This window comes from Algoriphagus sp. (genome assembly GCF_030694375.1).
GTDB lineage: Bacteria > Bacteroidota > Bacteroidia > Cytophagales > Cyclobacteriaceae > Algoriphagus.
This window is the reverse complement of the sequence record NZ_JAUXYL010000046.1, coordinates 45,282-71,555: the sequence shown is the minus strand read 5'-3', so window position 1 is coordinate 71,555 and position 26,274 is coordinate 45,282. Positions and strand designations below refer to the sequence as shown.

The 26,274-nt window shown below is 43.1% G+C and carries 26 protein-coding genes; 14 read left to right on the top strand and 12 right to left on the bottom strand.

What is annotated here, in order from left to right:
- Window positions 1-7: 7 nt before the first annotated feature.
- A complete protein-coding gene (locus Q8M62_RS19060) occupies window positions 8-2,560 on the bottom strand; it encodes a M14 metallopeptidase family protein (RefSeq protein WP_304900298.1) in 2,553 nt (850 codons plus the stop codon).
- A 92-nt stretch (window positions 2,561-2,652) separates the two neighbouring features.
- Here Q8M62_RS19060 and Q8M62_RS19055 point away from each other — a divergent pair, with 92 nt between their 5' ends.
- The 4 genes from Q8M62_RS19055 to Q8M62_RS19040 all read left to right on the top strand — a co-directional run bounded on the left by Q8M62_RS19055 (window position 2,653) and on the right by Q8M62_RS19040 (window position 3,967).
- Window positions 2,653-2,904, top strand: a complete 252-nt coding sequence (locus tag Q8M62_RS19055; protein WP_304900297.1) for a PLD nuclease N-terminal domain-containing protein — start codon at window positions 2,653-2,655, stop codon at window positions 2,902-2,904.
- An 8-nt stretch (window positions 2,905-2,912) separates the two neighbouring features.
- Entirely contained in the window at window positions 2,913-3,137 is a 225-nt protein-coding gene (locus tag Q8M62_RS19050) for a PLD nuclease N-terminal domain-containing protein (protein WP_304900296.1), read from the top strand.
- A gap of 3 nt (window positions 3,138-3,140) precedes the next feature.
- Window positions 3,141-3,308, top strand: coding sequence for a PLDc N-terminal domain-containing protein (locus Q8M62_RS19045; protein ID WP_304900295.1), 168 nt, complete (start codon window positions 3,141-3,143; stop codon window positions 3,306-3,308).
- Window positions 3,309-3,580: 272 nt separating this feature from the next.
- Window positions 3,581-3,967, top strand: a complete 387-nt coding sequence (locus Q8M62_RS19040; RefSeq protein ID WP_304900294.1) for a type II toxin-antitoxin system VapC family toxin — start codon at window positions 3,581-3,583, stop codon at window positions 3,965-3,967.
- A 9-nt stretch (window positions 3,968-3,976) separates the two neighbouring features.
- Here the strand turns inward: Q8M62_RS19040 and Q8M62_RS19035 are convergent, their stop codons facing one another.
- Window positions 3,977-4,870, bottom strand: a complete 894-nt coding sequence (locus Q8M62_RS19035; RefSeq protein WP_304900293.1) for a TIGR01777 family oxidoreductase — start codon at window positions 4,868-4,870, stop codon at window positions 3,977-3,979.
- Window positions 4,871-5,020: 150 nt separating this feature from the next.
- Here Q8M62_RS19035 and Q8M62_RS19030 point away from each other — a divergent pair, with 150 nt between their 5' ends.
- Together Q8M62_RS19030 and Q8M62_RS19025 are read left to right on the top strand one after the other, a co-directional pair.
- Window positions 5,021-6,235, top strand: a complete 1,215-nt coding sequence (locus Q8M62_RS19030) for a voltage-gated chloride channel family protein (protein WP_304900292.1) — start codon at window positions 5,021-5,023, stop codon at window positions 6,233-6,235.
- Window positions 6,195-6,716 (top strand): GNAT family N-acetyltransferase, encoded by a 522-nt coding sequence (locus tag Q8M62_RS19025; protein WP_304900291.1) that lies wholly within the window; start codon window positions 6,195-6,197, stop codon window positions 6,714-6,716. The genes Q8M62_RS19030 and Q8M62_RS19025 overlap by 41 nt, the downstream gene beginning before the upstream one ends.
- Here Q8M62_RS19025 and Q8M62_RS19020 read toward each other — a convergent pair.
- Genes Q8M62_RS19020 through Q8M62_RS19005 form a run of 4 tightly spaced genes read right to left on the bottom strand, consistent with a single transcriptional unit; the run spans window position 6,713 to window position 11,832 of the window.
- Window positions 6,713-7,522, bottom strand: a complete 810-nt coding sequence (locus Q8M62_RS19020) for an ion transporter (protein ID WP_304900290.1) — start codon at window positions 7,520-7,522, stop codon at window positions 6,713-6,715. The genes Q8M62_RS19025 and Q8M62_RS19020 overlap by 4 nt on opposite strands.
- 23 nt (window positions 7,523-7,545) lie before the next feature.
- On the bottom strand, window positions 7,546-10,014 hold the full coding sequence (locus Q8M62_RS19015) for a bifunctional UDP-N-acetylmuramoyl-tripeptide:D-alanyl-D-alanine ligase/alanine racemase (RefSeq protein WP_304900289.1): 2,469 nt from the start codon (window positions 10,012-10,014) through the stop codon (window positions 7,546-7,548).
- 1 nt (window position 10,015) lies between these two features.
- Window positions 10,016-11,080, bottom strand: a complete 1,065-nt coding sequence (locus Q8M62_RS19010) for a lysylphosphatidylglycerol synthase transmembrane domain-containing protein (protein WP_304900288.1) — start codon at window positions 11,078-11,080, stop codon at window positions 10,016-10,018.
- Between the two features lie 2 nt (window positions 11,081-11,082).
- Window positions 11,083-11,832, bottom strand: coding sequence for a ScpA family protein (locus tag Q8M62_RS19005; RefSeq protein WP_304900287.1), 750 nt, complete (start codon window positions 11,830-11,832; stop codon window positions 11,083-11,085).
- Window positions 11,833-12,010: 178 nt separating this feature from the next.
- Here Q8M62_RS19005 and dxs point away from each other — a divergent pair, with 178 nt between their 5' ends.
- Window positions 12,011-13,924, top strand: a complete 1,914-nt coding sequence (gene dxs / locus Q8M62_RS19000) for a 1-deoxy-D-xylulose-5-phosphate synthase (RefSeq protein ID WP_304900286.1) — start codon at window positions 12,011-12,013, stop codon at window positions 13,922-13,924.
- Between the two features lie 10 nt (window positions 13,925-13,934).
- Window positions 13,935-14,705 (top strand): alpha/beta fold hydrolase, encoded by a 771-nt coding sequence (locus tag Q8M62_RS18995; RefSeq protein ID WP_304900285.1) that lies wholly within the window; start codon window positions 13,935-13,937, stop codon window positions 14,703-14,705.
- Between the two features lie 96 nt (window positions 14,706-14,801).
- Here Q8M62_RS18995 and Q8M62_RS18990 read toward each other — a convergent pair whose 3' ends face one another.
- The 5 genes from Q8M62_RS18990 to Q8M62_RS18970 form a co-directional block, all read right to left on the bottom strand.
- Window positions 14,802-15,119 carry a nucleotidyltransferase domain-containing protein gene (locus Q8M62_RS18990; RefSeq protein ID WP_304900284.1) on the bottom strand — a complete coding sequence of 106 codons (318 nt, stop codon included), beginning with the start codon at window positions 15,117-15,119 and terminating at the stop codon, window positions 14,802-14,804.
- A gap of 32 nt (window positions 15,120-15,151) precedes the next feature.
- Window positions 15,152-15,634 carry a GAF domain-containing protein gene (locus Q8M62_RS18985; RefSeq protein ID WP_304900283.1) on the bottom strand — a complete coding sequence of 161 codons (483 nt, stop codon included), beginning with the start codon at window positions 15,632-15,634 and terminating at the stop codon, window positions 15,152-15,154.
- Window positions 15,627-16,655 (bottom strand): bifunctional diaminohydroxyphosphoribosylaminopyrimidine deaminase/5-amino-6-(5-phosphoribosylamino)uracil reductase RibD, encoded by a 1,029-nt coding sequence (ribD, locus tag Q8M62_RS18980; protein WP_304900282.1) that lies wholly within the window; start codon window positions 16,653-16,655, stop codon window positions 15,627-15,629. The genes Q8M62_RS18985 and ribD overlap by 8 nt, the downstream gene beginning before the upstream one ends.
- Window positions 16,652-17,449: a DUF4382 domain-containing protein gene (locus Q8M62_RS18975; RefSeq protein WP_304900281.1), complete on the bottom strand. Its 798-nt coding sequence runs from the start codon at window positions 17,447-17,449 to the stop codon at window positions 16,652-16,654. Before Q8M62_RS18975 ends, ribD begins: the two co-directional genes overlap by 4 nt.
- Window positions 17,450-17,541: 92 nt before the next feature.
- Window positions 17,542-18,348: a DUF4382 domain-containing protein gene (locus tag Q8M62_RS18970; RefSeq protein WP_304900280.1), complete on the bottom strand. Its 807-nt coding sequence runs from the start codon at window positions 18,346-18,348 to the stop codon at window positions 17,542-17,544.
- 109 nt (window positions 18,349-18,457) lie between these two features.
- Here Q8M62_RS18970 and dgt point away from each other — a divergent pair, with 109 nt between their 5' ends.
- Complete coding sequence (gene dgt, locus Q8M62_RS18965; RefSeq protein WP_304900279.1) at window positions 18,458-19,801, top strand: dGTP triphosphohydrolase; 1,344 nt, start codon at window positions 18,458-18,460, stop codon at window positions 19,799-19,801.
- Window positions 19,802-19,944: 143 nt separating this feature from the next.
- Here dgt and hflX read toward each other — a convergent pair whose 3' ends face one another.
- Window positions 19,945-21,210: a GTPase HflX gene (gene hflX / locus Q8M62_RS18960; RefSeq protein ID WP_304900278.1), complete on the bottom strand. Its 1,266-nt coding sequence runs from the start codon at window positions 21,208-21,210 to the stop codon at window positions 19,945-19,947.
- Window positions 21,211-21,414: 204 nt separating this feature from the next.
- On the opposite strand from hflX, the gene rfbC reads away from it, so the two are divergent.
- The 5 genes from rfbC to Q8M62_RS18935 all read left to right on the top strand — a co-directional run bounded on the left by rfbC (window position 21,415) and on the right by Q8M62_RS18935 (window position 26,135).
- Window positions 21,415-21,969 carry a dTDP-4-dehydrorhamnose 3,5-epimerase gene (rfbC, locus tag Q8M62_RS18955; RefSeq protein WP_304900277.1) on the top strand — a complete coding sequence of 185 codons (555 nt, stop codon included), beginning with the start codon at window positions 21,415-21,417 and terminating at the stop codon, window positions 21,967-21,969.
- Window positions 21,969-22,718, top strand: coding sequence for a tyrosine-protein phosphatase (locus tag Q8M62_RS18950; protein ID WP_304900419.1), 750 nt, complete (start codon window positions 21,969-21,971; stop codon window positions 22,716-22,718). The genes rfbC and Q8M62_RS18950 overlap by 1 nt, the downstream gene beginning before the upstream one ends.
- Window positions 22,719-22,727: 9 nt before the next feature.
- On the top strand, window positions 22,728-23,681 hold the full coding sequence (locus tag Q8M62_RS18945) for an NAD-dependent epimerase/dehydratase family protein (RefSeq protein ID WP_304900276.1): 954 nt from the start codon (window positions 22,728-22,730) through the stop codon (window positions 23,679-23,681).
- A 158-nt stretch (window positions 23,682-23,839) separates the two neighbouring features.
- A complete protein-coding gene (locus tag Q8M62_RS18940) occupies window positions 23,840-25,255 on the top strand; it encodes a tetratricopeptide repeat protein (protein ID WP_304900275.1) in 1,416 nt (471 codons plus the stop codon).
- Between the two features lie 109 nt (window positions 25,256-25,364).
- Entirely contained in the window at window positions 25,365-26,135 is a 771-nt protein-coding gene (locus tag Q8M62_RS18935; protein WP_092727973.1) for a phosphosulfolactate synthase, read from the top strand.
- Window positions 26,136-26,274: the final 139 nt, after the last annotated feature.

Below are 26,274 nucleotides of genomic sequence, written 5' to 3'. Positions count from 1 at the left end.
CAATGATTTATCGGGCTGTGCCTCCGTCAATTACCTGACCGAAGAAAATTGAATTCATGAAGAGCTTATTGGTGCCAAACCAAAACGCCCGGAAGTTTGGATTATCTGCAAACCCCACAATCCTTCCTCTTCCCACACCGGAAATCCGGATTACGCTGCCATTTTGGATTCCCGGCAGATTGCTTGGATGAAGGTACCCTGAAGCAAGCGGCTTATCAGTATAGACCAGCGGGTTTGCGTATGGATTTGGAGACACCTCCATGAAGAAGTTATCGTTTCTGAAGGTATAGACTTCCTTTTTGGAATACCCATATCCTATTGGATGGGTTACATCGAGATTTGCCTTGAAAATAGCCCCGAAAGTTCCTTTCGCTCCAGTCGCATTTTCGAAGTTTGCATAGCTTTTTTGCAAGCCTTTTTCTTGATTCTCTACTGTTCGGAAGGTGAAGTTTCCTATTTCATTTTGTGCCAAAAACCGAAGTGCTCCACCTTTTGCCACAATTGTTCCTCCTTTGGAAGTCCATTCTTTCAGTTTTTCAGCACCCACTTTCCCAAGAGAATTATAGTTACCATCAGCCATCAAAATCACGTTGTAGCGATCCAGGTTGGTCATAGTAACGGAGCTAACAGGCAGCAAGGTGACCGGCATATGCATTCGTTGGTCAAGTAAATGCCAGATCTCTCCCGCTTCGCCACTGTCCACTCCACCATCTACAAGCAGGGCGATTTGTGGGGTTTTCAGAGGAGCTATAAACGTAGAGCCCATATTTACCCCACTTGTGTAGCCTGTGCTGATTGCGTGAATGTCTACATGAGCAAAAAGGGCAACCTCTTTCAGCTTCGCAAAAAACGCCTGACTGTCCATGCCCGTCTCGCCTTTATCGATCAAAATGGTGCCACGTCCAAAGGTTTTTCCTTCAGGAGTTGTGAATTCTGCATTGGATACGCGCACCAAAAATCCAGCTTTCAATAGCTGATATGCTGCTTTTGGAGCGTAATAATCTGTCCATTCCAGCGCGTATTGATAGGCTCCGGCATCGCCGATGACTTTGCCGGGAGTTAGTGCAAAATCGGATTTATTGACCTGCTTGACACTGGCAAGGTTTAAGATTTTGCTGTTGAGCGCCATGAAATCCAGATCAAAAGCCATTGGATAGGTCCAGGCAGAAATGTCGTAAAACAAGCTGTCCTGGAAGCTTGTCCGAGTCTCAAACATTGCTTTGATCAACCGGTATTGAGGTTGATCGGCAGGTACGATGTAAGAACTTTCTTTTTTGAATTCCTGACCGTTTATGGTGATATTTTCATTAAGGGAAAAGACTTTGATGTCATGCTGCAAGATCAAATCTGCCAAATGGAAGCTTCTTGCGTCATCGTCCTTGGCTCCGAAAATGTAAGCCTTGTTGGCATCTGCATCTGTTTCTGTCTTGATTCCTTTGTAAAAATCCTTCATCCACTGATTCAGCTCCACTCGCATTTCTTTGGCAGCCTGGTAGGATGATAGATTGGCTGTAAACTGATTCCGGATGGTGAATGGAAAGCTCAGCATCCCATTGGCACTCTCCTGAAGGTGACCTCTGGAGCTTGCTTGCTCAAATAAAATACCTATCGAACCCTGTACGTCCGGATAGGTGGATCCCTTTCCGTAGTAGAAATCATCGTAGTTTTCCTGATTGTAGTAAAGTGAGCCAATCTGATCCAAGGCTTTAGCATGGTAGGTCCCGATTTTTTCGGTTAGTTCAAAATTCTTGGCAGGAGTCAAAGGGTGCATCCTTGACGGTACGCCTGGTTGAAAAAAGAACGTACTGTTGGTCCCCATTTCATGAAAATCCAAGTGGATGTTTGGCAGCCAGCTTTGGAATACTCTTACCCGATTTCTTGATTCAGGATGCTGAACAGGTAGCCAATCGCGGTTGAGATCAAACCAATAGTGATTGGTACGACCACGTGGCCAGGCCTCATTGAGTTCCCGCTGAGCTGGATCACCGTTCATGGTGTAGGCTTTGTGGGAATTGACCCAGGAGGCAAATCGATTGAGCCCATCCGGGTTGATCGCAGGATCGAGCAAGAGGACGATGTTTTCCAGGTCTGCTGAGATTTCATTTGCTGCGGCGAAGTGATACGCCGCCACCAACGAAGCATTGGCCCCACTGGGTTCATTGCCATGTACAGAATAACCCATAAACATGACTACCGGCATATTTTGGATATTTACCGTAGCTCCGGGATCACGTAGTTTGGCTCGGTCAGCTTTGATTTGATCGAGTTTGGTGAGATTTCCGGGAGAGGTGATGGTTAAAAGTGTCTGTGGTCGCTTTTCGTAAGATCTGCCCGTTTCCTCAAAAATCACACGGTCTGAGGCTTCCGCCACCGCTTTCATATACATCACGAGCTGGTCGTGCGTGACGTGCCATTCGCCGACTTCATAGCCCAAAACTTGCTTTGGAGTGGGAATAGCCGGATTGTAAGTATAACCTTTGGGCAAATAATAATTCAGATCCTGAGCAAAAGCCGCAGTGATGAATAGCGCTAAAAGCACTGAAAGGGTGTACTTCTTCATGGGTTAAGTTTTAAACTTTGGACTAAATTCTTACTAAGTTTTGTCAAAAAAAGCTATTTTGGACTGATGGTAAAAATAATTGAAGAATCGATATGGATTTGATTACTCCAGGGCATGGTTTGCTGTTTTGGCAATTATCAGTCCTGTTTTACTTGGGATTTTGGGTTTACGCGCTTTTTGATTGCGTAAGAAACGAGTTTCGGGGTCCCAATCAAAAACTGATTTGGATCATCCTGTTACTTTTTGCTCCAGTGATCGGCACTTTCCTTTATTTAAGCATGAGCAGCAGTTCAAAAGAAAAAAGAAGATTTTACCCCGATTTTAATAAAGTCGTAAAAAAATAAACTCGAAAATGACAACATTATTTGTTCAAAATATGGGGGGAGGAGTTTTAGTTCTCTTTTTATTGTTTTCCATCGCCTATTTTATTCTTTGGGCCTACTGCCTCATCGATGCGATTCGATCCAATTTCAAGGACCCCAACATGAAGTTGATTTGGATTATCATTTTATTATTTGCTCACGGTTTGGGCCCGATCGCGTATTTGATTTTGGGCAAAGACTCTAAAACAAACTAGACTATGTGGAAATTTCTTGGAATCATCGTTTACGCCTATACCATTTATGATGTAGTGACAAGCAACTTTGCCAATCCCAATGACCGGCTGATTTGGATTTTAATTGTTCTTTTACTTCCTCTTTTGGGAACGGTTCTCTGGTTTGTGATTGGGAGGAATAAGAGGATTTAAACTTCTTGAAGATTTCTGGCGAACTTTTGAATAAAATTGGTGCTTATACCATAAATATCAGATATTTATAAAATGCAGGACACCGTAATCATAGAGATCACAAATCCAAAAGCAAAAGATTTGTTGACGCATTTAGAGGAATTACATTGGATAAAAGTTTTGAATAAAGTACCGAAAGAATCTCTCATTCTCCCGAAGAAGAAGTTTAGGGGGATTCTTTCCAAAAAACAAGGTTTGGACCTGAAGGAACACATTCAAACTTCAAGAAATGAATGGGGGGATATTTGATTGACTCAAACATTATTTCCGATTATTTTTCAGAAAATCTAACTCAAGATTTTTTAGATTTTTTAGATCCAATTTTTGAAAAGAGTCCATGCCTTTCGATCATTTCTCAAATTGAACTTTTGTCATGGAAAGCAGATCCAACCATTGAATCATTGATTCAGGAGTTTATTTCCGATTCTCGAGTATTTGAGTTGAGCCAAGAAATCATATCTACTTGTATTGCGATCAGAAGAAACTATTCCATCAAAACACCTGACGCAATTATTGCAGCTACAGCAATTGTGGAGGATTTGGTATTGATCACGAAGAATATTCGAGATTTTTCAAAAATAAAAGGGCTAAGAATTCTAAATACTTCAGATTTTGTTTGACAAATTCAATCAATTGCGAAATATGTCTTTTAGCGCAGCGGACAATTCATAAAACTCAAACTGAAATCCCGCCTTTTGAATTTTTTGGCAGGAAACCCGATTGCCTCCAAGCACCATTGCTGCCATTTCTCCCAAAACTAGTTTCAAAACGAAACCCGGAACTCCGATCCCGATATAAGTTTTTCCTTTGGCATGTGCGGCTTCTTGGGTGAGTTGCTGATTTGTTGCGGGGTTGGGAGCGACGGCATTATAGACTCCCTGTAGGGTGGTTTTTTCCAATGCAAAAACAAACATTCTGGCCAGATCTTCGATGTGGATCCAGCTCATCCACTGATCCCCTGACCCAAGGGGTGCAGCGACCGGTGGTTTTAACATTTCTCCTAAAGCGCCTCCCTCAGCATCCAATACTATTCCTATCCGAAGTAAGACTGTCCGGATGTCAAGACTTTCCATTTTTTTCACTTCATTTTCCCAAGCTTTTACGACCTCGGCAAGGAAGTCTGAACCTGCTGCACTGGTCTCATCCACTAGAGAAGTCCCGGTATTAAAGCCATAATATCCGACAGCTGATGCAGAAATAAATGTATTTGGTCGATTTTCAGCACTTTCCAAAGCTTTGAATAGTAATTGGGAACTTTGGGTTCGGGATTCGAGAATCAGTCTTTTTCGTTCTGGTGTCCAGCGTTTTTCGGCGACTCCGGCACCGGCCAAGTGGATGATGGCGTCTGCCCATTCCATTGCTTCGGGATCAATCTCTCCCTTTTCAATATTCCAGAGGAAAGTATTTTGGCCAGATTGAGCAGTTCTACTCAGCCACGCGACTTGATAGTCCTTTTTTTCAAGTAGTTCTGTGATTTGCTGACCTACCAGTCCTGATCCGCCGGTGATTAAAATATTTTGCATAGTGACAATTTCTAAAGTAACCTTAAAAACTCGGAATTGGTTGACGTGTACGATTTCGAGACAAACGTCCGAGCATTAAGTTTGGGTTTATTTCTTTGATTTTAACACACTTTTCTGTTTTGAACCTTATTTTGCGCCAAATCTCTAACCGTGAACGAAAAAGAATTAGCAAGATACGTTGCGCTTTGGCTTGGACTGGCTACTCTGGTAGGTATTCTTTCAGGCTCAGCATCTGCGATTTTTCTGGTTTTTCTGGATTGGGCAACAAATTTTCGAGAAGCAAATCTTTGGCTGATAGCGCTACTCCCGCTAGCGGGCTTCGGTATCGGTTATGTTTATTACCATTATGGGGCCAATTCTACAAAAGGGAATAATCTCCTGCTGGAAGAGCTGTACCAAAGCAAAAATCCTATTCCCTTGCGAATGACTCCATTCGTTCTTTTTGGGACAATTATTACCCATCTTTTTGGAGGATCGGCTGGACGGGAAGGAACGGCTGTTCAAATGGGAGGATCCTTGGCAGATCAGCTGACCAGGTGGTTTTCACTCAATCAAGAAAACAGACGACTGATCATTATCTGTGGAATAGCGGGAGGCTTTGCCTCAGTTTTTGGAACTCCTTTGGCAGGAGCTATTTTTTCGCTGGAGTGGATGATGACACGAAGGTTTCGGTGGGAATCAATTTTCCCGGCTTTTTTAGCCGCATTTGTGGCGGACTGGACTTGTGAATTGGCATGGGGAGTTGGGCATACGCATTATTCCATTCCGGAAATCCCGATTCACTCTTTTGTAAATTTGGCTTGGGTTATTCCGGCGGCAATTGCCTTTGGACTATCTGCCCGGCTCTTTGCCGAGACAGGCCATGCCATTTCCGCATTTTTCAAAAAGACTATTGCCTACCCTCCCCTTCGTCCGGTCATAGGCGGAACTTTGGTTGCCTTGATTGTGTACTTCTCTGGGACGACGACTTACATTGGTTTGGGAATTCCCAGGATAGTGGAGGCTTTCGAAACGCCCTTGCCTTGGTATGATTGGTTGGTTAAAACCGGTTTGACCGGATTGACATTGGGTTCGGGTTTCAAGGGAGGCGAAGTGACACCGCTATTCTTTACCGGGGCAACCTTGGGAAATGCACTTTCGGCGTGGATTCCATTACCCTTGGCCTTATTGGCAAGTATGGGCTTTGTCGGAGTATTTTCAGGAGCTACGAATACGCCGATGGCTTGTACAGTGATGGGCATGGAGCTATTTGGATATGAAGGGGGGATTTTCCTTGGCTTAGCCTGTTTGGTGGCTTACTTTTTTAGCGGAAAAGGCAGTATTTATGCCTCACAAAACATGGGGTGGAAAGGAAAACTTCCCTGAAATTGACCAGAAAAACAGAATGATGAATTCCAAAAATTTTTCAATCCAGCCCTATCAGCATCCGTTTCGGAAGCAAATTCTCACAGTTTGGGAAAAGTCAGTGCTTGCTACCCATGAATTTTTGACAGGAGGGGATTTTCTGGAAATCAAAAAAATGGTCGAGGCCATTGACTTTAATGAATTTGAAGTTCACTGTCTTTTGGACGACCAAAAACAGGTTTTGGGCTTTTTGGGGGTGCTGAACGGAAAAATTGAGATGCTTTTTTTGGATCCTTTTTGGATTGGAAAAGGAATGGGAAAGCTACTACTTTACTTTGCTAAAGTAAAATTGAATTGCAAAGAAGTAGATGTGAATGAGCAAAACGAAACTGCTCGAAAACTCTACGAGAAGTCTGGATTTGAAGTAGTCGGTCGTTCTGAAAAGGACGGTGCAGGAATGGATTATCCAATCTTACACATGAAACTAAAAAACCCAACTTAATCAGTTTTTTGTCCACATTTCCGGCAAAACTTATCATTTGGCTCCAATCGGTCAAATCCACAAGAGGTACAGCTTTTTAGCTGTTCAAAATGCTCCGAATTTCTTCTTTTAGCCATTTCCGAACTTACAATTCCTGTGGGCACAGCAATGATGGCATAGCCCATCAGCATGATTAGAGAAGACAGCAGCTGTCCAACCGGTGTTTGAGGAGTGATATCTCCAAATCCTACCGTCGTAAGCGTAACAATCGCCCAATACATCCCAACAGGTATGCTGGTATAACCGTTTTCGGGACCTTCGACTACAAACATTAGTGTTCCCATAATCAGTACAATAGTCAATACCGAAAAAAGGAAAATCTGAATTTTTGCTGCACTGGCTTTGAGAGATTCCCGGAGAAAATTAGCCTCCGAGAGGTACCTTCCAAGCTTTAAAATACGGATCACTCTTAGCAGGCGGAGTGCTCTGATGACAGATAACAATTGGGAATTGACGATAAAAAAACTGAGGTAGACCGGCAGAATTGCCATTAAATCCACAATACCATAAAAGCTCGTGACGTATTTGAGGGTTTTGCTGGTCAGCCAAATGCGAAGGATATATTCAAGGGTGAAGAGGAAAGTAAAGCCGAGTTCGAGCATGTAAAAAATCCTACCATACTTCAGATGGAGTTCGCCGACAGAGTCTAGAATGGCAATTATAATCGAGCCAAAAATTAACCAAAGCAACACGATATCAAAAGTCCTCGAGGCCTTGTCATTGGATTCAAAGACGATGTGCGCGAGTTTTCTTTTTGTCAGAACCATGGAGAAATTTAGAGGAAATTTGGTTAATCCAAATAATAGACCCGCTTCACGCGCGTGCTGATGTTGGTCAGCAATTCATAAGGAATGGTGCCAATTTGGTCGCCGAGTTCCTTTAATGAAATTTGCTCTCCGTAAATAATTGCCTCGTCACCTGCCTTGGCATCGATATCACTGACATCCACCATGGTCATATCCATGCATACATTTCCGATGACTGAAGCTTTTTTGCCATTGATCAGGACGTAACCTTTTCCCTGAGAAAATCTGCGGTCATATCCATCGGCATACCCAATAGCTAAAGTGGCGATTTTTCCTCCATGCGGCAATTTTCCTTTTCTGGAGTAACCTACAGTGGCACCCGGAGGAAGTGTTTTTACTTGAGAAATGGTGGTTTTCAGCGTACTGACTGATTTTAATTCAGCGTCACGTTTACCTGTGACTTCTACTCCATAAAGTCCAATTCCCAATCGAACCATATCCATCTGAAATTCAGGATAGCGTATGATTCCGGCAGAGTTGAGTGCATGAATCAGCGGTTTATAATCCAAAACCCCTTCAATTTCCGCCTTCATTTCCTTGAATAGTCGGAGCTGGTCGAGGGAAAATTCTTCATGCTCTTCTTCATCCGCTCCCACTAGATGGGTATAGAGACTCGCAATCCCCAACTCAGGAAAAGAATGGATCAGAGCTTTCAATTCCCCTAAGTGTTGCTTTTCAAAACCCAATCGATGCATGCCGGTGTCCAAATCCAAATGAATACGCAGCCGGATTTGGTGGTTTTGTGCGTACTGACCCAGTTTTTTGAAAAATTCCGGACTGAAGACTACCGGCTCGAGATCAAACTCACGTAGCAAATCGAATGATTCTTCGACCGGATTGAGTACCATTATTGGGAGACGAATTCCCTGTTTTCTGAGAGAAACCCCCTCATCAGAAAATGCCACAGCCAAGTAATCTGCTCCCATGGTCTGTAGGTGGTTTGCTATTTCAGCTGCACCACCTCCATAGGCAAACGCTTTGACCATCACCATCATTTTGGTTTCTGGGCGTACTTGTCGCTTAAAAAAATTGAAATTATGCGTTAGGGCATTCAGATTGATTTCCAAAGTGGTACCATGGATTCGCTGCTGAAGCCTGTTGACGATTCGCTCAAAAGCAAATGGTCGGGCTCCGGTGATCAAAATCAGATCATTTTGAAATGCATCGGTATCTATCGACTGAAGGAGGGCTTCGGTAGTAGGATAGTTGCTAAACTGGTTTGGGAAAAAATCTCTCAGTCCACTGACATCACCTCCGACACCTATTATTTGATCGAGTCCATAGGATTTGATCAATTCTGAAACTTCGGAATAGATTTTTTCAGGAATTCCTTGCTGAAGCAGATCTGAAAGAATCAGGATTTTTCGACGTTTGGGTCGTTGTTGGCTTAGAAATTCAAGCGCGACTTTAAGACCGGCGATGTCATTATTATACGTGTCATCGATGATCAGTGAATCATTCAGGCCTGGTTTAAGTGTGAGTCGCATGTCCACGGGCTTGAGGTGGTTGAGCCCTTCCTGTATGGAGGGAATCTCTTGCCCTAATGTCAGCGCTGCAACAATGACATGTGTGATGTTTTCGATGGAGGCGGTATCTGTGAATGGAACCTGGAAAGTAAAGGTGTTCAGGTCAGGTTTTATAAGGATAATTTTAGCCTGAGTTTCCTGTTTTTTGGTAGATACTACAAAGTCGGCGCCAGCTTGGGTTGACCATGAAATCAGCCTATCAGCGGAGAAGGTTTCCTCGATTTCTCTGCTCACAAGTGCTTGATCTTTGCAGTAAATAAGCAGTTGACTTTGCGAGAAAAGTTGAAGTTTCTCCTTTATTTTTTCTTCGATACTTGAAAACCCTTCCTCATGCGCCGTCCCGATATTGGTGAATATCCCTAAATTCGGGCTGATCATTGCCGATAGCGTGGGCATTTCACCTAGTTTGGAAACTCCCGCCTCAAGGATGGCGACTTGATGATAAGCCTGAATCCCAAAAATCGAAAGCGGGACGCCAACTTGGGAGTTATAGCTTTTTGGGCTTTTGGCAACCGTAAAGCTTTGACTTAATACCTGCCCAAGCCATTCTTTCACAATTGTTTTTCCATTGCTTCCCGTGATCCCAACGACAGGTTTTATAAATTGACTTCGTTGGAATGACGCGATTGCCTGAAGTGCATTTCGGGTGTTTTTTACCGGAATAAAAGTGGCGTTTTTTGCTAATTCTGGGTCTATTGTGCGGTCCTGATGCACGAGAAATACACGAAGACCGGCTTGAATCAGCGTTGGGATAAAATCCGCTCCATCAGCTTTGACTCCTCTCAAGGCGACGAAAAGACATTGATCCGGTTGGATAATCTGCCTTGAGTCGATGCTGATCTGAGTAATCAATCCGGAAAATTCTTTCCCCTGAGCTTTTCCTCCCGTCAATTCTTCCAGTTGCGTTATGGATAGCGAGCTGAGCATATTATTCCTCTCCTACTGGTTTCTTTTTGAAAAAGACTTGCCGTATCCATCGTGGAAGAAAAATCGCTCCTAAAATCAAATACGGGTAGTAGGAAAACAACCTCCAGACAATACTTGTCACAAAGGTATAACCTCCCAGAAACTGGGTGAAGAATTGTGCATAGAAGAACTCCGCCGTGCCGCTGCTTCCTGGAGTTGGGGATATCATCATGACGATCCACATAATCACCTGTCTTGCAAAAACGATAATCTCTTGTTCGAATGATAAAGGAACAAATGCTGAAATCAGTGCATTCAGCATCAAATATCTGGAGGTCCAGATAAATACCGTGGCACCGGCTATGGGTAGCCAGTATTTCATTTTTTTTCCTCTAAGCTCCCGTGAAGCCTCGATGATCTGATTGCCATATTCCTGTGCATCATGTTTCCATTTTCGAAGGAATTTGATACTGAAAATTTTGATCAAAACCCATTTGAAAACTCTCGGGCGATAGAAAAGTGCAGCCGCCATCACCAAACTGTAGGATGCATAGAGGCTGTAGCTGATCCAAAAAATGGCCTGAAGGCTATTTTCCATTTGGGTTTCAAGCAGCTTGCTGTCGGGAAAAATGTTCCCTTTGGCGAAATAAAGGATAATCGGAGCTCCGATGACAAAGAAAAGATTATCCAAAATTGCCGTTACCATCACAAAAGCAATGGCCTTCCCCATTTTGATTCCTTCTTTGTTGAGAATAAACATCGCTACGGCAGTTCCTCCTACTACCGAAGGAGTCACTGCAGAGGCAAATTCCCAAAGGATTATGACATAGATCGCCCGTGTCCAAGTAAGTTGACGATCTGTAATCTCCCGAATCCGATATACATACCCGAAGTCTCTAAAAAACAATACCAGAATGGCAAAAAACAACCAAGGAATCGAGGCATCAAATACCCCTTTGAGTGATTCGGCTGTAATCGAGGGGTCGAGGTAAAACATCGCAAAGACTATCCCAAGTCCTATGATGATGGGTACCCAGACTTTATTTGGGTTTAATGTTTTAAAGATCTTCTTGTTGTCCAGCTTCATACTTAGGCTGCAGCTATTGGCTCAGTCTTTTCTACCCAAAAATTATTATACCCATCACCGATGATAATCGTGACCAGGGAAAGTTGAAGAAGCTCTAGGATCGCTAAGAAGGTATAAATCACAAAGATTTTTTCTGGGTTGAATTGGATGAACTCCTCAAAAGGTACTTGTTTTTTAAAACTTATTTTTTCCAAAACAAAGTCTTTTTGCTGCTCAATGGTATAAGGGTACTGAATTACAGTATGTTTTGTTTCGTCAACTCTGGAGGCAAGTCTTGCCATACATTTTTGGAAAACCTTGAGCAACTTGTAGAGATCAACATGTTGCATCTCAGCTTCAACGTCTTCATTTTTGCTTAGTTCTAAAAGTTCTTGTGCGAGATTCCCTCTTTTTTCCTTTGAGAGTCGGAGGGACTCCATTTGAGCCATTTCTTCAATTACAGACTTGTATTTTTTGTACTCCAAGAGGTTCCTGATGAGTTCTTCCCTCGGATCTACTTCTTCCCCTTTTTCATTGAGCTCAGGCCGGGGCAGCAGCATCCGTGATTTGATTTTCATCAGCGTGGCTGCAAAGAGGATAAAATCGCTGGCAACCTCAATCTCCATTTTTTCCAACTGGTGAATATACTCAAGGAAGTCATTGGTAATCTTGGAGATTGGGATGTCGTAAATATCAAGCTCATCCCGCTCGATGAAGAACAGCATCAGGTCGAATGGACCTTCAAAAAGCGGCAATTTGATCTCGAAACTCACCGGATTGTAATATTATTGGTTAATTTTGCGGACTATCTGCCAAAGATATTCAAATACGCTAAATTTATCGGAGGGGTAGGGATATAAAGCAAAACCGTCTTTCTGCTTAATTTAATAAGCAAGTGAAACAAACTATTCTGCTTTCTGTTAATCCTTACTGACACCTAGACTTCAGAAAATGCAAATCACTCCCGGAGAACTACTCGCACAAATCAATACTCCCGATGACCTGAAGAAATTTCCGAAGGAAAAATTAGTCCAAGTTTGTGATGAATTGCGTCAGTTTATCGTGGACAATGTATCGGTCTATGGAGGACACTTTGGGGCTAGTTTGGGTGTGGTAGAATTGACCGTGGCTTTACACTATGTGCTTAATACTCCGGAAGATCAATTGGTATGGGATGTAGGTCATCAGGCCTACGGACATAAAATTTTGACTGGAAGAAAAGAGAGATTTCACACAAATCGTGTCTATGGTGGTCTTTCAGGTTTTCCCAAGCGGAAAGAAAGTGAATTTGACACATTCGGTGTCGGGCATTCCAGTACCTCGATTTCTGCCGCACTTGGGATGGCAGTCGCTTCTAAATACAAAAACTCCAATATTCAGCATGTAGCGGTAATCGGTGATGGATCCATGACTGGAGGAATGGCATTTGAAGCCATGAATCACGCCGGTGTAAGTGATACCAACTTGCTGATCATTCTCAATGATAACTGCATGTCCATCGACCCGAATGTCGGGGCATTAAAAGATTATCTGACTGATATCACCACTTCTCATACTTACAATAAAGTAAAAGATGAAGTCTGGAAGATGCTGGGTAAGCTAAGCAAGTTTGGCAGCAGTGCTCAGGAAATTATATCCAAAGTAGAAGGAGCAATCAAATCTGCGGTACTGAAACAAAGCAATCTTTTTGAATCGCTCAATCTTCGTTATTTCGGCCCTGTTGACGGGCATGATGTAAACCATCTAGTCGAAATCCTCAACGATATGAAGGATATTCCCGGACCAAAAATTCTTCATTGCATCACGGTAAAAGGCAAAGGGTATGCCCCTGCCGAAAATGGCAATAAAACTACTTGGCATGCCCCCGGGACATTCGATAAAGTAACGGGCGAAATTTTCAAAAAAATACCAACTGCCCCTCAGGCACCAAAGTATCAGGATGTCTTCGGGCACACCTTGGTCGAATTGGCTGAAATGAACCCAAAAATCATGGGTGTGACGCCCGCTATGCCTTCCGGTTCATCGCTCAACATCATGATGAAGGCAATGCCTGATCGCGCCTTTGATGTGGGCATCGCCGAACAGCATGCGGTGACATTCTCTGCGGGTCTGGCTACGCAGGGACTTGTTCCGTTCTGTAATATTTATTCCACCTTCATGCAGCGGGCTTACGATCAGGTGGTGCACGATGTATGCCTTCAGAATCTCCCCGTAGTACTTTGCTTGGACCGCGCTGGTTTTGCCGGGGCTGACGGTCCTACGCATCACGGGGCTTACGATATTGCTTTTTTCCGTTGTGTTCCCAATCTCGTGGTGTCCTCTCCGATGAATGAAGAAGAACTGCGAAATCTAATGTATTCTGCCTCAATCCATGAGGGACCTTATTCGATCCGATATCCAAGAGGTAACGGTGTGATGCCGGAGTGGAGAACTCCACTTCGTCAGATTCCTGTCGGTCAGGGAAGGATTGTAAAAGAAGGCGAAGAAGTGGCAATTTTATCCATAGGACATATCGGAAACTATGCCGTGGAAGCCTGCGCCAAATTGGCAAAAGAGGGTTTGAATCCTGCACATTACGACATGCGCTTTGTGAAGCCATTGGACGGGGAGTTACTTCACGAGATTTTTGGCAAATTCAAAAAAGTGGTTACGATCGAAGATGGTTGCCTGATGGGTGGTTTCGGGTCGGCAGTGCTGGAATGGATGGTTGACAATGGCTATTCTGCTCAGGTAAGACGATTGGGAATTCCAGATGACGTGATCGAACACGGCGAGCAAATCGAGCTTCACCGTGAGTGTGGCTTTGATCCTGAAGGAATTGCGGAGGCTGTCAGAAGCCTTTCAGAAGTAGTTCGCGTTTCCTAAAAACCCCCAAATGTCTTTTATTCATTTTTTTGAAAAAGGAAAAGGTCAGCCTTTAATTCTGATTCACGGATATTGTGAAACGGGTAACATGTGGCTTGACTTTGCGGAAGCACTTTCTAATCAATTTCGGGTGCTTTGCCCCGACTTGCCCGGGATTGGAAACTCCCCGATTTCAGGTGATCAGCTTTCTTTGGAAGAAGTTGCGATTTCATTGGAAGAATGGATGGAGTCCAACCAAATCGAAAATCCAATCCTAATCGGTCATTCACTCGGAGGGTATGTTTCCTTGGCGCTTTTGGAATTGATGGGAAATCGCATCAAAGCAATTGGCCTTTTTCATTCCACAGCTTTTGCTGATGATGCGGACAAAAAGGCAATGCGAAACCGGACGATCACTTTTCTTCGAAAATATGGAGTTGAGAAATTCGTCACCTCATTCGTCCCCCCGCTTTTTCCCGAAAACAGAAGAGAAGAATTGTCCGGAGAAATTGAGGACGCAATCGAAGATGCAAAACGATGCAGTTTGAATGGACTGATTGCTTTTTCAGGAGCTATGAGGGACCGGAAAGATAGACTGGAGTTGCTAAGACAATATTCAGGTCCAAAATTACTGATTGCCGGCACAGCAGATGGAGCGGTAAAAATTGAAGCCAGCCGCGCCCAAAAGGATACTTTCACCCATTATTTTGAATTGCTAGGTGTGGGACACATGGGAATGATCGAGCAAAAATCAGAGACTTTGGAGATCGTTAGGGAGTTTTGTCGAAGTTCGATTGGATGAGAACTGAAATTTTCTCAATGAAATTTTTTACTGGCTCAAAATAAGGTTCAACTGCTCTTTCAAGCCGATATTTCACAAGCTCCTTTTTTGATTTATTCATTTTAAACGAATGGCATCTTTCTTAATTTCTCGATAGAGTGAGGTCATCGGTCGAGTTTTATTCCACACTTTTTTTGAATAAATCAAAGGAGAAATCGATACGCCGGTTTGAAGTTCCAGTTCATAAAACTCATCCATGATTGATTTTTCTTTTGCCAGATCAATCGAATCTTCCTCCAAAAGCAATAAGATATCCCAATCAGAATCATGTTTTTCTGTTTCCCTCGCTCTTGAGCCAAAAAGGAAAAGCTCCGAACCTGGAAACTTTTCAGAGGCAAAAGATGTGATTTTTTCTAAAATAGCCGATTGAGTCATGTTTAAAGTTAGGGAATTTTCAACATAATGAGTTACAGCAAATTGCCCAATACTGCCATCAATTCTTCCAGATACTTTTGATCCGTCTCATCAAAATCAGCCAATTGATCACTGTCCACATCGAGAACCATTGCAACCTCATTTCGGTTGAAAACCGGTACTACTATCTCAGACTTCGAAGCTGAACTACAAGCAATGTGTCCCGGAAATGCATCTACGTCCGGCACCAGTTGGGTTTTCGCTTCCTTCCAAGCCGTACCGCAGACGCCTTTTCCAAAGTTGATGCGTGTACAGGCAATAGGTCCTTGAAATGGCCCGAGCACCAATTGCTCATTTTTCACCAAGTAAAATCCAACCCAGAAAAATCCAAACCCCTCTTTCAAAGCCGCCGCAATATTTGCCAGGTTGGCATACAGATCAGGTTCTCCGGAAATTAAGGCTTCTATTTGGGGAAGCAAGGCCTCGTATTTCTCAGCTTTGGTTGCGGTATCGGGGATCAAAAGGGTCTCAGCCATGGTGGTAAATGTTTAAAATATCTTCGCCAATTGAAAGGGTTTCCGCTGGATTTTGGTTCAATATCGGGGCTGAAATTCCAGTTCCAAATTTTACTTTTCCGGTAAATATGCGTGCCTCATCCCAAAGACTATTTTCGATGAATTGTGACAAAACCTTTGTTCCTCCCTCGACAATCAGACTTTGGATTTTTCGGGAATGTAAGTCTTTCAATATGTCGTGCATACCGAACTGGTCTCCGAGATTGACAAAATTGAGGTTTTCCTGAATTTCCGATTTTTTGGAATTATAGCAAACTGTCGGAATGGTTTGGTCAAAAAGGGTTAGGTTTTGAGAAAGTTCCAACTTGGCATCCAAGACAATCCGCATGGGGTTTTTGCCTGCCCAATCCCGGACGTTTAGGCTTGGATTATCATGTAAGGCAGTGTTTTTCCCAACCAAAATCGCATCCTCCTCGGCTCTCCATTTGTGAACCAGCTGACGGCTTTGACTTCCGCTGATCCATTTGGATGAGAAGTTTTCCCGAGCCACAAACCCATCTTGGGACTGTGCCCATTTGAGAATCACATAGGGTCTGTGCTTTTCGATTTGGGTGAAAAACCGTCGGTTTTGCCAGCGCGCTTCTTTTTCCAAAACCCCCGTTTCAACTTCAATTCCCGCATTTTTTAGAATTTCGATTCCTTTTCCCCCTACCAGAGGATTGGTGTCGATGGCGGCTATCACAACCTTTTTCACCTGCTTTTCAACCAAAAGATTGGCACAGGGAGGAGTTTTTCCCCAATGGGCACAAGGTTCCAAGGTGACGTAAACGGTAGCTGCTTTTAGAAAGTCCGGATTTTGAACCGAATTAATGGCATTGACTTCAGCATGTGGACCGCCATACTGATGATGGTGGCCTTCCCCGATGATTCGATCTTGATAAACAATCACACAACCCACCATCGGATTTGGACTTACACTGCCCCTACCCCATTCGGCAAGTTCCAGTGCTCTTCTCATGTAGAGATGATCCAATCGGTTCATTTTCTTGTGAGTGAGATACGTTCCAAAAGTGTTTTTTTCCCCACTTCAACTGCTACATTGAAGAGGGTGTCGGTATTGTATCGAGTGTCTTTTGGGTCAATAAAAATGGTATAATCGCCAGGCTCAAGCCGGAAAAAAAAATTGCCACTTGAATTGGTATGAGTGCTAATGGAGTCAGTTTTATTGATAGCATAGATCACTGGACGAATTTCTGCCGGACTGGTGGTACCAGTCAATTCCCCTTTTCCGAATCCGGAAAAAGCCCTAACCGTCGGATTAAATTTCAGGGCCAGTGGATTGGCGCCGGTTACTTGGATGGATTTTCCCAAGTCAAAGTCCAAGACTATATCATAAGAAATCCCTTGTTCCAGATCAATGTTAAGAGACTGGAAATAATCGATTTTCCCATCTGGCAATTCCAAGGGAAATTTTTCCTTATTTAAGTACAGGGAATTTCCTGTTCCAAGTCTAAGTGTAATTCCAGTGATCACGCCCAGTTGCATTTCATTTCGGGCTACTGAAAGGGATCTGCCTCCGACAAACCGGGAAATGTCTACTTGCTTGTTTCCAAGTTCATAAGGAAGGAAAATCCGCTGGACATCTCCTCCTTGACGACTGTTGGGCACGAACTCCAATTCTACTCCCTGAATTTCGACAACGACGGAATCCCATTTTGCTGGAGCATCTATTAAAAGGATATTAACCAAAGCTTTGGGGCTGGAATCCAGATCTTGGCATGACCAGAGAAAGGCCGAAAAAAGTGCTAATGGAAGTAGGTGTTTGATTTTAATCACAAAACAAATTTAGTCCAAAACTCTTCAATTTAAGTGTTTTGGACAAATGGAACTGAAAGAAAAATGCCGGATTGGAGTCCGGCATTTAAAATTTATTTGAGTGTGAGTGTGGCAGCAGGGACGGTTGTTAATTTGCCAGCCTCCACGCTGATTCCTGTAATTGTTGCAGGATTGTACAGTTCGTTTGGCGTGAGCGTAAGGGTGTATGTTCCGGGTTGAATACCCTGTATCACGTAATTCCCTTTCGTGTCGGTAAAGGTGTTTAGGTCAACTCCACTTCCATTGACATTCACTTGGACAGGTTGAGCCGCGAGCGGAAGCACTTGGCCCTGCACTCCCTGAGACTGCTCCAGAAAAGCCCGAAGAACAGGTTTTAGAATGATATTGCCCGAGTTTCCGGCTACCACAATAGATTTTGCTACATCAAAATCAATCATCAGGTTATAGGAATTACCCGCTTCAATTTCCTGATTCACCTTGATTTTAAGGCCGCTTTGTTGTGCACTTGGAGTTTGGAGCTCCAGTATATTTCCATTTTTGATGAGGTAATTATCTTCTCCTAGGATGAGTCGGATTTGATCAATTTTTCCTTCGGGAAAATCCTCAGTGCCAAGTAGAAGGGTATTTCCACCTGTTAGATCCAACAAGTTGATGTATCGGCTTCCTTCAAAAACAATTTCTTTCCAAGAATTATCATCTTCGGACATTTCACTTTTCTCGTGATCGGATTTCACGCGCAGAGCCAAGACTTCGATCCAAACCTCATCAAAGTCTGCCGGGGCATCTACTAAGTAAAAGTTGACTCTGGCCTGTCCGGATTTGGGAGAATCGTCTGTGTCACAGGCGAAACTTGCCAGTAAAATCAAGCTGAGTAATAGGTTTTTAACTAGGGCCTTCATGTGTTTTTTTTTATTTAGTTTCCCTTCAAAGGATTCAATCCCCATGCCAAGGCATCAAAGTTTTTTTAAATAGGAGATTAATCTCCGGAGCTTTTTAATTTTGGGGATGATGAAATGGGAAAAATTGCTGGCTAATGGACGTTTTGGTGAAACTCCAAGATCTCCAAATCTGGAGTCCAGCAGAACAGAGTTTGAAATAGACTACGACAGAATCATTTTTTCGGCACCTTTTCGGAATCTTCAGGATAAAACACAGGTATTCCCACTTCCTGAGCAGGCCTTTGTTCACACACGGCTTACACATAGTCTGGAGGTCTCCAGTGTGGGAAGATCTCTGGGGAAGTCTGCTGGGGAGTTTCTCATCGAAAAGTATCCTACTTTAGAAAAATTGGGGATTTCTTCCTCAGCTATAGGGTCAATTGTAGCAGCGGCTGCGCTTACTCATGATATTGGGAATCCTCCATTTGGGCATGCCGGGGAAGAAGCGATTTCAGACTTTTTCAGATTTCATGTCTATGGCAAAGTATGGGAAAAGCATGTCAGAGTAGACCAATGGTCTGATTTGGTCAACTTCGAGGGAAATGCCCAGGGTTTTCGAATGTTGGTTTCCAAGCAATTTGGGTTAAATCTGACCTATGCAACCCTTGCAGCTTTCACCAAATATCCAAGGCCAAGCTTGATCCCTCAGCGGGATATCGCACGAAAGAGCCAAAAGAAATTTGGATTTTTCATCAATCAACTCATCGATTTCGAATTGATGACGGATGCATTGGGAATTGAAAAAACAAGTGCAGAATGTTGGGTTCGACATCCACTCGCATTTTTGGTGGAGGCAGCAGATGACATCTGTTATAATATTATCGACCTTGAGGATGGTTGCACGATGGGCTTGATCAGTTTTGAAGAAACCGTCAGCTTGCTCAAGCCAATATTGGGTGACCGATTTGACAAAGAGAAATTGAAAGACCGAACTCAAGCCCAAAACCTTGGTATTCTGAGAGCAATGGCCATTGGACAACTAATTCGAGAATCGGTTGAAGTTTTTGTACACTATGAGGAAGGTATGCGGAAAGGGAATTTTGATAAAGGCCTTACGGATATCATTCCATCGGCCAAAGCCCTTGCTGCCATTTCCACAGCTTCAGTAAAGAGCATCTATCGATCAAAAGTTGTCTTGGAAAAAGAAGCTGCCGGATTCCAGGTACTGGAAGGCTTGTTGTCTGTGTTTTCACAGGCGCTTTATCATCAATTCTATAGCCCTGAATTGTTCTCCGGACAAGACAAAAGCATCTTGAGATTACTTCCGGAAGACTTTCCGCTGAAAGGCTGGGGTGCAGAAGTAAATCCTTACCCACTACTCAGAAATTTGGTCGATTTTATCTCCGGAATGACGGATAAATATGCCCTCAACCTGTATCGCAGGGTGAAAGGCATTTCCTTTCCGGGAATTTGAGGAAATACAAAAAAAACCGGTGAGAGGAAATTCTCACCGGAGAGCTTATGAAAATTAATAGTTCTTTGTTGTATTCAAAAATTCAGTCAAGAAGTGCTCTTTAAATGAATTTCTGACCCTTTCGACCCGAAATTGAGTCAAATTTAATTCAGGATATCCTTTTCATTCCATTCGATGACTTCGTCTTCGAGGTAGTGGGGATATATTTTTCTGTGTTGTTTTTTGACTTCTGCCAACAGTGCTGCTCGAAATTCTTCTACATTTTCTACCGAAGTTGCCGACATAAATACAGGCTTAATTCCATTTTTCTTTTCGTAAGCATCACTTAAGGCTTTGAAATCGACATAGCGCGTTTCCTGAAGTTCATGTTCGCTGATATGTTGGGATTCCTCTTCGGACGGCATTTGAAGTACAAGGTCGATTTTGTTGAAAACCAATAAAACAGGCTTATCTCCCGCTTTGATTTCATTCAGTGTTTGAGTTACCACTCCGATTTGGTCTTCAAAAGCGTGATGCGAAATATCGACGACATGCACCAAAAGGTCCGCTTCTCGAATTTCATCCAACGTTGATTTAAAGGATTCGATCAAGTGCGAAGGCAATTTGCGAATGAATCCAACTGTATCCGAAAGCAAAAAGGGTACGGTCTCCAACACCACCTTTCTGACCGTGGAATCCACAGTTGCAAAAAGCTTGTTTTCAGCCAGAATATCCGTCTTGGTGATGAGGTTCATCAGCGTGCTTTTTCCCACGTTGGTATAGCCTACCAAGGCCACTCTCACCACTCCCTTGCGGCCTTTTCGCTGTGTGACCCCCTGTTTTTCGATTTCAAGAAGTTTTTCTTTCAGCAAGGTGATTTTAGCACGAATGTCCCGCTTATCTGTTTCGATTTCTTTTTCACCGGAACCACCCCGGGTACCCGTGCCACCGCGCTGACGCTCCAAGTGAGTCCACATGTTAGTCAATCGCGGCAATAAATATTGAAATCTGGCAAGTTCTACCTGCGTTTTAGCCTGTGCTGTTTGGGCTCTTTTGAGGAAAATATCCAAGATCAACAAAGACCTATCATAGATTTTCACCTTGATTTCATTTTCCAAATTTCGCATTTGGGAAGGGCTCAAGTCATCATCGAATATGACCATGTCCACTTCGAAATGCTCCACATATGCCCTGATTTCTTCCAATTTTCCCGAACCAACAAAGGTCTTGATCTCCGGTTTTTCCATACGTTGGGTAAACCTGTAAACCGTCTTTGCACCGAGTGTTTCGGCCAAAAAGGCAAGTTCGTCCAGATGCTCTTCCACTTCCTGTTCGCTTTGTTGCTGACGAATCAGTGTGACAAGGATGGCGGTCTCCTCTTTTGGGGCGGTGTCGTGAAGTTTTTGGAGTTTTCTTGAAAATTTATTCATAACAAGTTCTATTCGTGGTAATCAACGGTCTTTTTTGGATAATAGGTTCCGCTTCATGGATTCTATATATCCGCCATCAAATCCTGATGGATTGGGAATTCGGCTGTCCAAGTACAAATTTGGGGATAATTATCTAGAATAGATTAGGATAGTCAATTGGGGAGTAGTTATTTTGCCCTACCAAGCTCAAGTATTTATCCCCAAATGGCAGAATTGCGCAGCGCTCCTATTGCTGGTCTTATTGAGATTTTTCCAAAAATTTTTCATGACAGCAGAGGCTATTTCTTTGAATCTTACAGACATGATTGGTTGGCAAAAAATGGTATAACTGTGGATTGGGTTCAGGACAATCAGTCCTTTTCGCAAAAAGGAACTGTTCGAGGACTCCATTTTCAGCATGCACCTTTTGCACAGGCCAAACTCGTCCGGGTAATATCAGGGAAGGTGCTCGATGTAGTGGTTGATTTGAGAAAGGATTCCCCGACTTTTGGAGCGCACTACTCTACAGTATTAGATGGAGAAATAAACAACTTACTTTTCGTTCCCGTCGGATTTGCACACGGGTTTTCTGTATTGGAAGATGCTATTTTTGCGTACAAATGTTCTAATTATTACAATAAGCTTTCTGAAGGTGGAATCCTTTGGAATGATCCTAAATTGGGAATTGATTGGCGAATCGACGAGCCAATAATCTCCGATAAGGATAAAACTTGGACATCCTTGGAGGAATTTAAAATTCAAAGTAAAGGCGGCTTATGATGGGATGGCTTGACGCATTCAAAAGAAAACCGGAGGATACAACACCCCTTGACCTATCGTGGATGAAAGTGGACATGCACTCTCACCTGATCCCGGGGATCGATGATGGGTCCAAATCCATGGAGGAATCGCTTGAATTGGTGAAGCGATTAGCGGATTATGGCTTGGAAAAAATAATTACCACCCCCCATATCATGTCGGAATATTATCGGAATACTCCGGAAATTATTCATATGGGCTTGGAAGATCTCCGAAAGGCGGTCAAGAAAGAAGGAATTGCCATCCAAATAGAAGCCGCTGCGGAGTACTACATGGATGAAATTTTCCTTGAAAAAGTGAAGGCAGGTGAAAAGATGCTCACTTTTGGGGACAGTTATATCTTGGTCGAAACAGGGTTTATCAATAAACCCCAAATGCTTTTTGATATTATTTTTCATTTGGAGATGGCTGGATATAAGCCAATTTTGGCTCACCCGGAGCGTTATCAATACCTAATTATGGATAAGAAACTTCAAGAAGAACTTTTTGAAAGAAACCTTCTTTTCCAAGTGAATTTGCTTTCGTTTACAGGCTTTTATTCCAAACAGGTCAAAGATTTTGGTGAAATGCTCGTCGATAAAGGAGTGGTTGCGTTATTGGGAACAGATTGCCACAATGCACGCTACCTTGATATGCTCGACACGTTGCCAAAATACCAGAAGATTTATGAGAAGCTGCAAAATCTCGAGTTAATCAATACCCGACTTTAGGATCCGGTTATGAATATTTTGATTACGGGAATTACGGGACTTTTTGGTAGTCAACTTGCCAAAGAATTTGGTGCTTTGGGAAAAATTCATGGGCTAAAGCGTGAAAATTCCAGTTTGGACATGGTTGAGGGACTTGACATCCAATGGCATATTGGTGAGTTGTCCAATACGGAATCATTGCTTGAAACTTTGGCCGGTATGGACCTCGTCATCCATTCGGCGGGCTTGGTTTCTTTCTCTGCCAGAGACAAAGAAAAACTCTATGAGGTAAATACCATCGGTACTGCCAACCTCGTCAATGCCATGCTGGCCACCGGAGTGAAAAAATTGATCCATGTGAGTTCTGTATCAGCCATCGGAAGGAGTCCGGAATTAAGTGTGATTGATGAGGAATTTAAATGGGTAGAATCTCCATGGAATACCGAATACGCTGTTTCAAAATACTGGGCGGAATTGGAAGCCTGGAGAGGCGAACAAGAAGGCCTGGAGTTGATCCTAATTAATCCCTCTGTTTTGCTTGGAAAAGTAAGTTACGGAAAGAGTAGTACAGCGATCTATTCTTATGTCATGGAGGAGGGTAACTTTTTTCCGAAAGGAGATTTAAATTACATAGACGTGAGGGATGCAGCGAAGATTACCCGTGAATTGGTTGAAAGCCAGGCTTGGGGTGAGCGTTTCATTTTAAATAAAGAGAGCATCTCGTACCAGGAATTTTTCTCAGAAATCGCAACTGTTTTTGGAAAAAAAGAACCCAGGTTTCCGCTTTCTGACGGACTAATTTCAATTGCCTCGTTTACTCTATCGTTGCTCCGCGCTTTCGGATTGAGCAAAAGCCCCTTAAACAAGCAGACGGCGATGCTTTCTCAGCAAAAAATCAGATTTGACAATGCCAAAATCGAAAGATTTTTAAACTTCCGCTATTTTTCGCTCAGGGAAAGTCTGGAATGGGCGAAAACGCCATAAAACAAACTTAATATTTGGACGTGGCGTTATTGAGGTACTAATTAAAATAGTCACCCTGTTTTCCTGAAAAAAATCTTTTCAGGATTGAAAAAATTAAATGAAGTGAATTTTGAGATCCCTCTTTTATTGGTATCTTAAATAAACCATAAAATCATCGAATGACCGGAGATCACGATCACGACTGGGAAGAAGATAAAAAACTCGTTGAGCGATTTGAAAATTCTCTGAAATCAAACCTCGACCTCTATTTTGAAGAAGAAGAACTGGAAGACATCATTCGGTTCTATTTCGACCAGCAAAAATTTCTCAAAGCACTGAGAGCTTCAGAATATGCCCTGGAAAAGTTTCCTTTTTCGGTGGAAATACGTTTGCTCAAAGCGCAGTGTCTTATTTTTAACGATGAGCTGGAAGAAGGATTAAGTATTCTGGAAAATCTGAATAACCTTTCTCCAAACAATGAAGATATCGTTTTGGCCTTGGCCAATGCACACATCTTGGCAGGGAGTCATCAGGATGGAATAGAGTTACTCGAGAGTTATCTGCCTATGGCGGAAGACAAAGCAGAAGTTCTTTACTCGCTAGGGAACCTCTATCGGGCAAAAGGAGACAACACCAAAGCCAGCGATTATTTTAAGGAAGCGGTGAAAAATCGAATCAACCACGAGGATGCCTTGTTTCAGCTAGCCATGATCACTGAAGAGGAAGGATCGTTTGACGAAATTCTCCAGTTCTATCAGGAATTTATTGATCAGGATCCTTATTCAGCAGGCGCTTGGTACAATTTAGGGGTGGTATATAACCGACTGGGCCGGTTTGAAGATGCCATTTCCGCCTATGAATATGCGCTGATTATTGATGATGCCTTTGCATCGGCACACTTCAACCTTGGGAATTCTTTGATGAATACCCATCAATACGAGGCAGCCTTGGAGGCTTACCAAAACACCATCAACTGCGAAGGAGTCAATGCGGAAAACTGCTGCTACATGGGCGCAGCCTATGAGAAGCTGGGCAAAATCGATGAGGCCTTCAAATATTTTAAAAAGTCCGCAAAACTGGATGAAGAATACGACGACGCTTGGTTTGGACTTGGTATGTGCATGCTCAAGAAGGAAAAGTTTTTTGAAGCAATCCATTATTTCAAAAAGGCGCTCAATCTCAATAAGGAGAATGCCAACTTCTGGGTAGGATTGGCAGACGCCGAATTCAATCTGGGCAACATGCAGGCAAGTTCGGAAGCCTATGAAGAGGCAATCAACCTCGAGCCCGGCATAATGGAGACTTATGTCAATCTTTCAGTGATCTATTTTGAGCAAAACCGCTTTGAAGAAGCTGTCGATGTCGTCCGTGAGGGAATCGAGGAAGCTCCGGAAGAGCCCGAGCTGTACTATCGTATGGTAGTTTATCTGGTAAAAATGGGCAAATACAAAGATGCGTTCTCATATTTGGAAAATGCGTTAACTTTGGACTATGACAAGCATACCATCTTGTACGAATTGATGCCGGAACTCAAAGAACAGAAGGCTATCTACAAGATCATCGCTCAATATCGGGATGACCATTCCCTGCTCTAAACATTAAAACCTGGCAAATGAAATCAAGCATGTCAAAAAAGTCACAAACTGTGATGATCATCCTGCATGCGAGATTCCATGTGGCCATTAAAAATCAAATTATTATCGCATGAATTATGTGCTAAAGAATATTCCTGTACGGACTGATAAGCCACGTACCACGGGATTTACTATGGCTATGGACAAGGGTCTTAGCCTTCGGGAAACCGAGGATTTTGTAGATAGTTGCTCTGATTTTGTAGACATCGTCAAACTGGGCTGGGCGACATCTTATGTCACCAAGCGTCTTAATGAAAAGCTGGCAGTCTACAAGGCTGCAGGAATTCCGGTTTATTTGGGAGGCACGCTTTTCGAAGCCTTTATCGTCAGAGGTCAATTTGAGGATTATCGTAGAGTCCTTGACAAATACCAACTCGAATTTGCAGAAGTATCCGATGGTTCAATCTCACTGAATCACGATAAAAAATGCGAATACATAGCAACACTTGCCAAGCAGGTCACAGTTCTTTCTGAAGTTGGGTCCAAGGATGCAGCCAAAATCATTCCTCCATATAAGTGGATTGAGCAAATGCAAACGGAGCTTGCTGCTGGTGCATGGAAGGTAATTGGAGAAGCCCGTGAAGGCGGAAATGTAGGCTTGTTTCGCGATTCGGGAGAAGTACGTCAAGGATTGGTGGAAGAGATTCTAACTCAAGTGCCTGAAGAAAGAATCATTTGGGAGGCTCCTCAAAAGTCTCAGCAGGTTTGGTTCATCAAGCTTTTGGGAGCAAATGTAAATCTCGGAAACATTAGCCCTACAGAGATCATCCCTTTGGAAACCATCCGTCTCGGACTCAGAGGAGATACTTTCGATCACTTCTTGGGAGAAATCAAACTTTAATCAAAATCTAACGAAGAGGGGCTGATCGATTCATCGTTCAGCCTTTATTTTGTTTATGAATTCGTGTCTATCTGTCGGTAGATAGGCCTGCCAAAAACGTAGTTGGTAAATCATCATCTGCCGGCAGGCAGCTGAGACC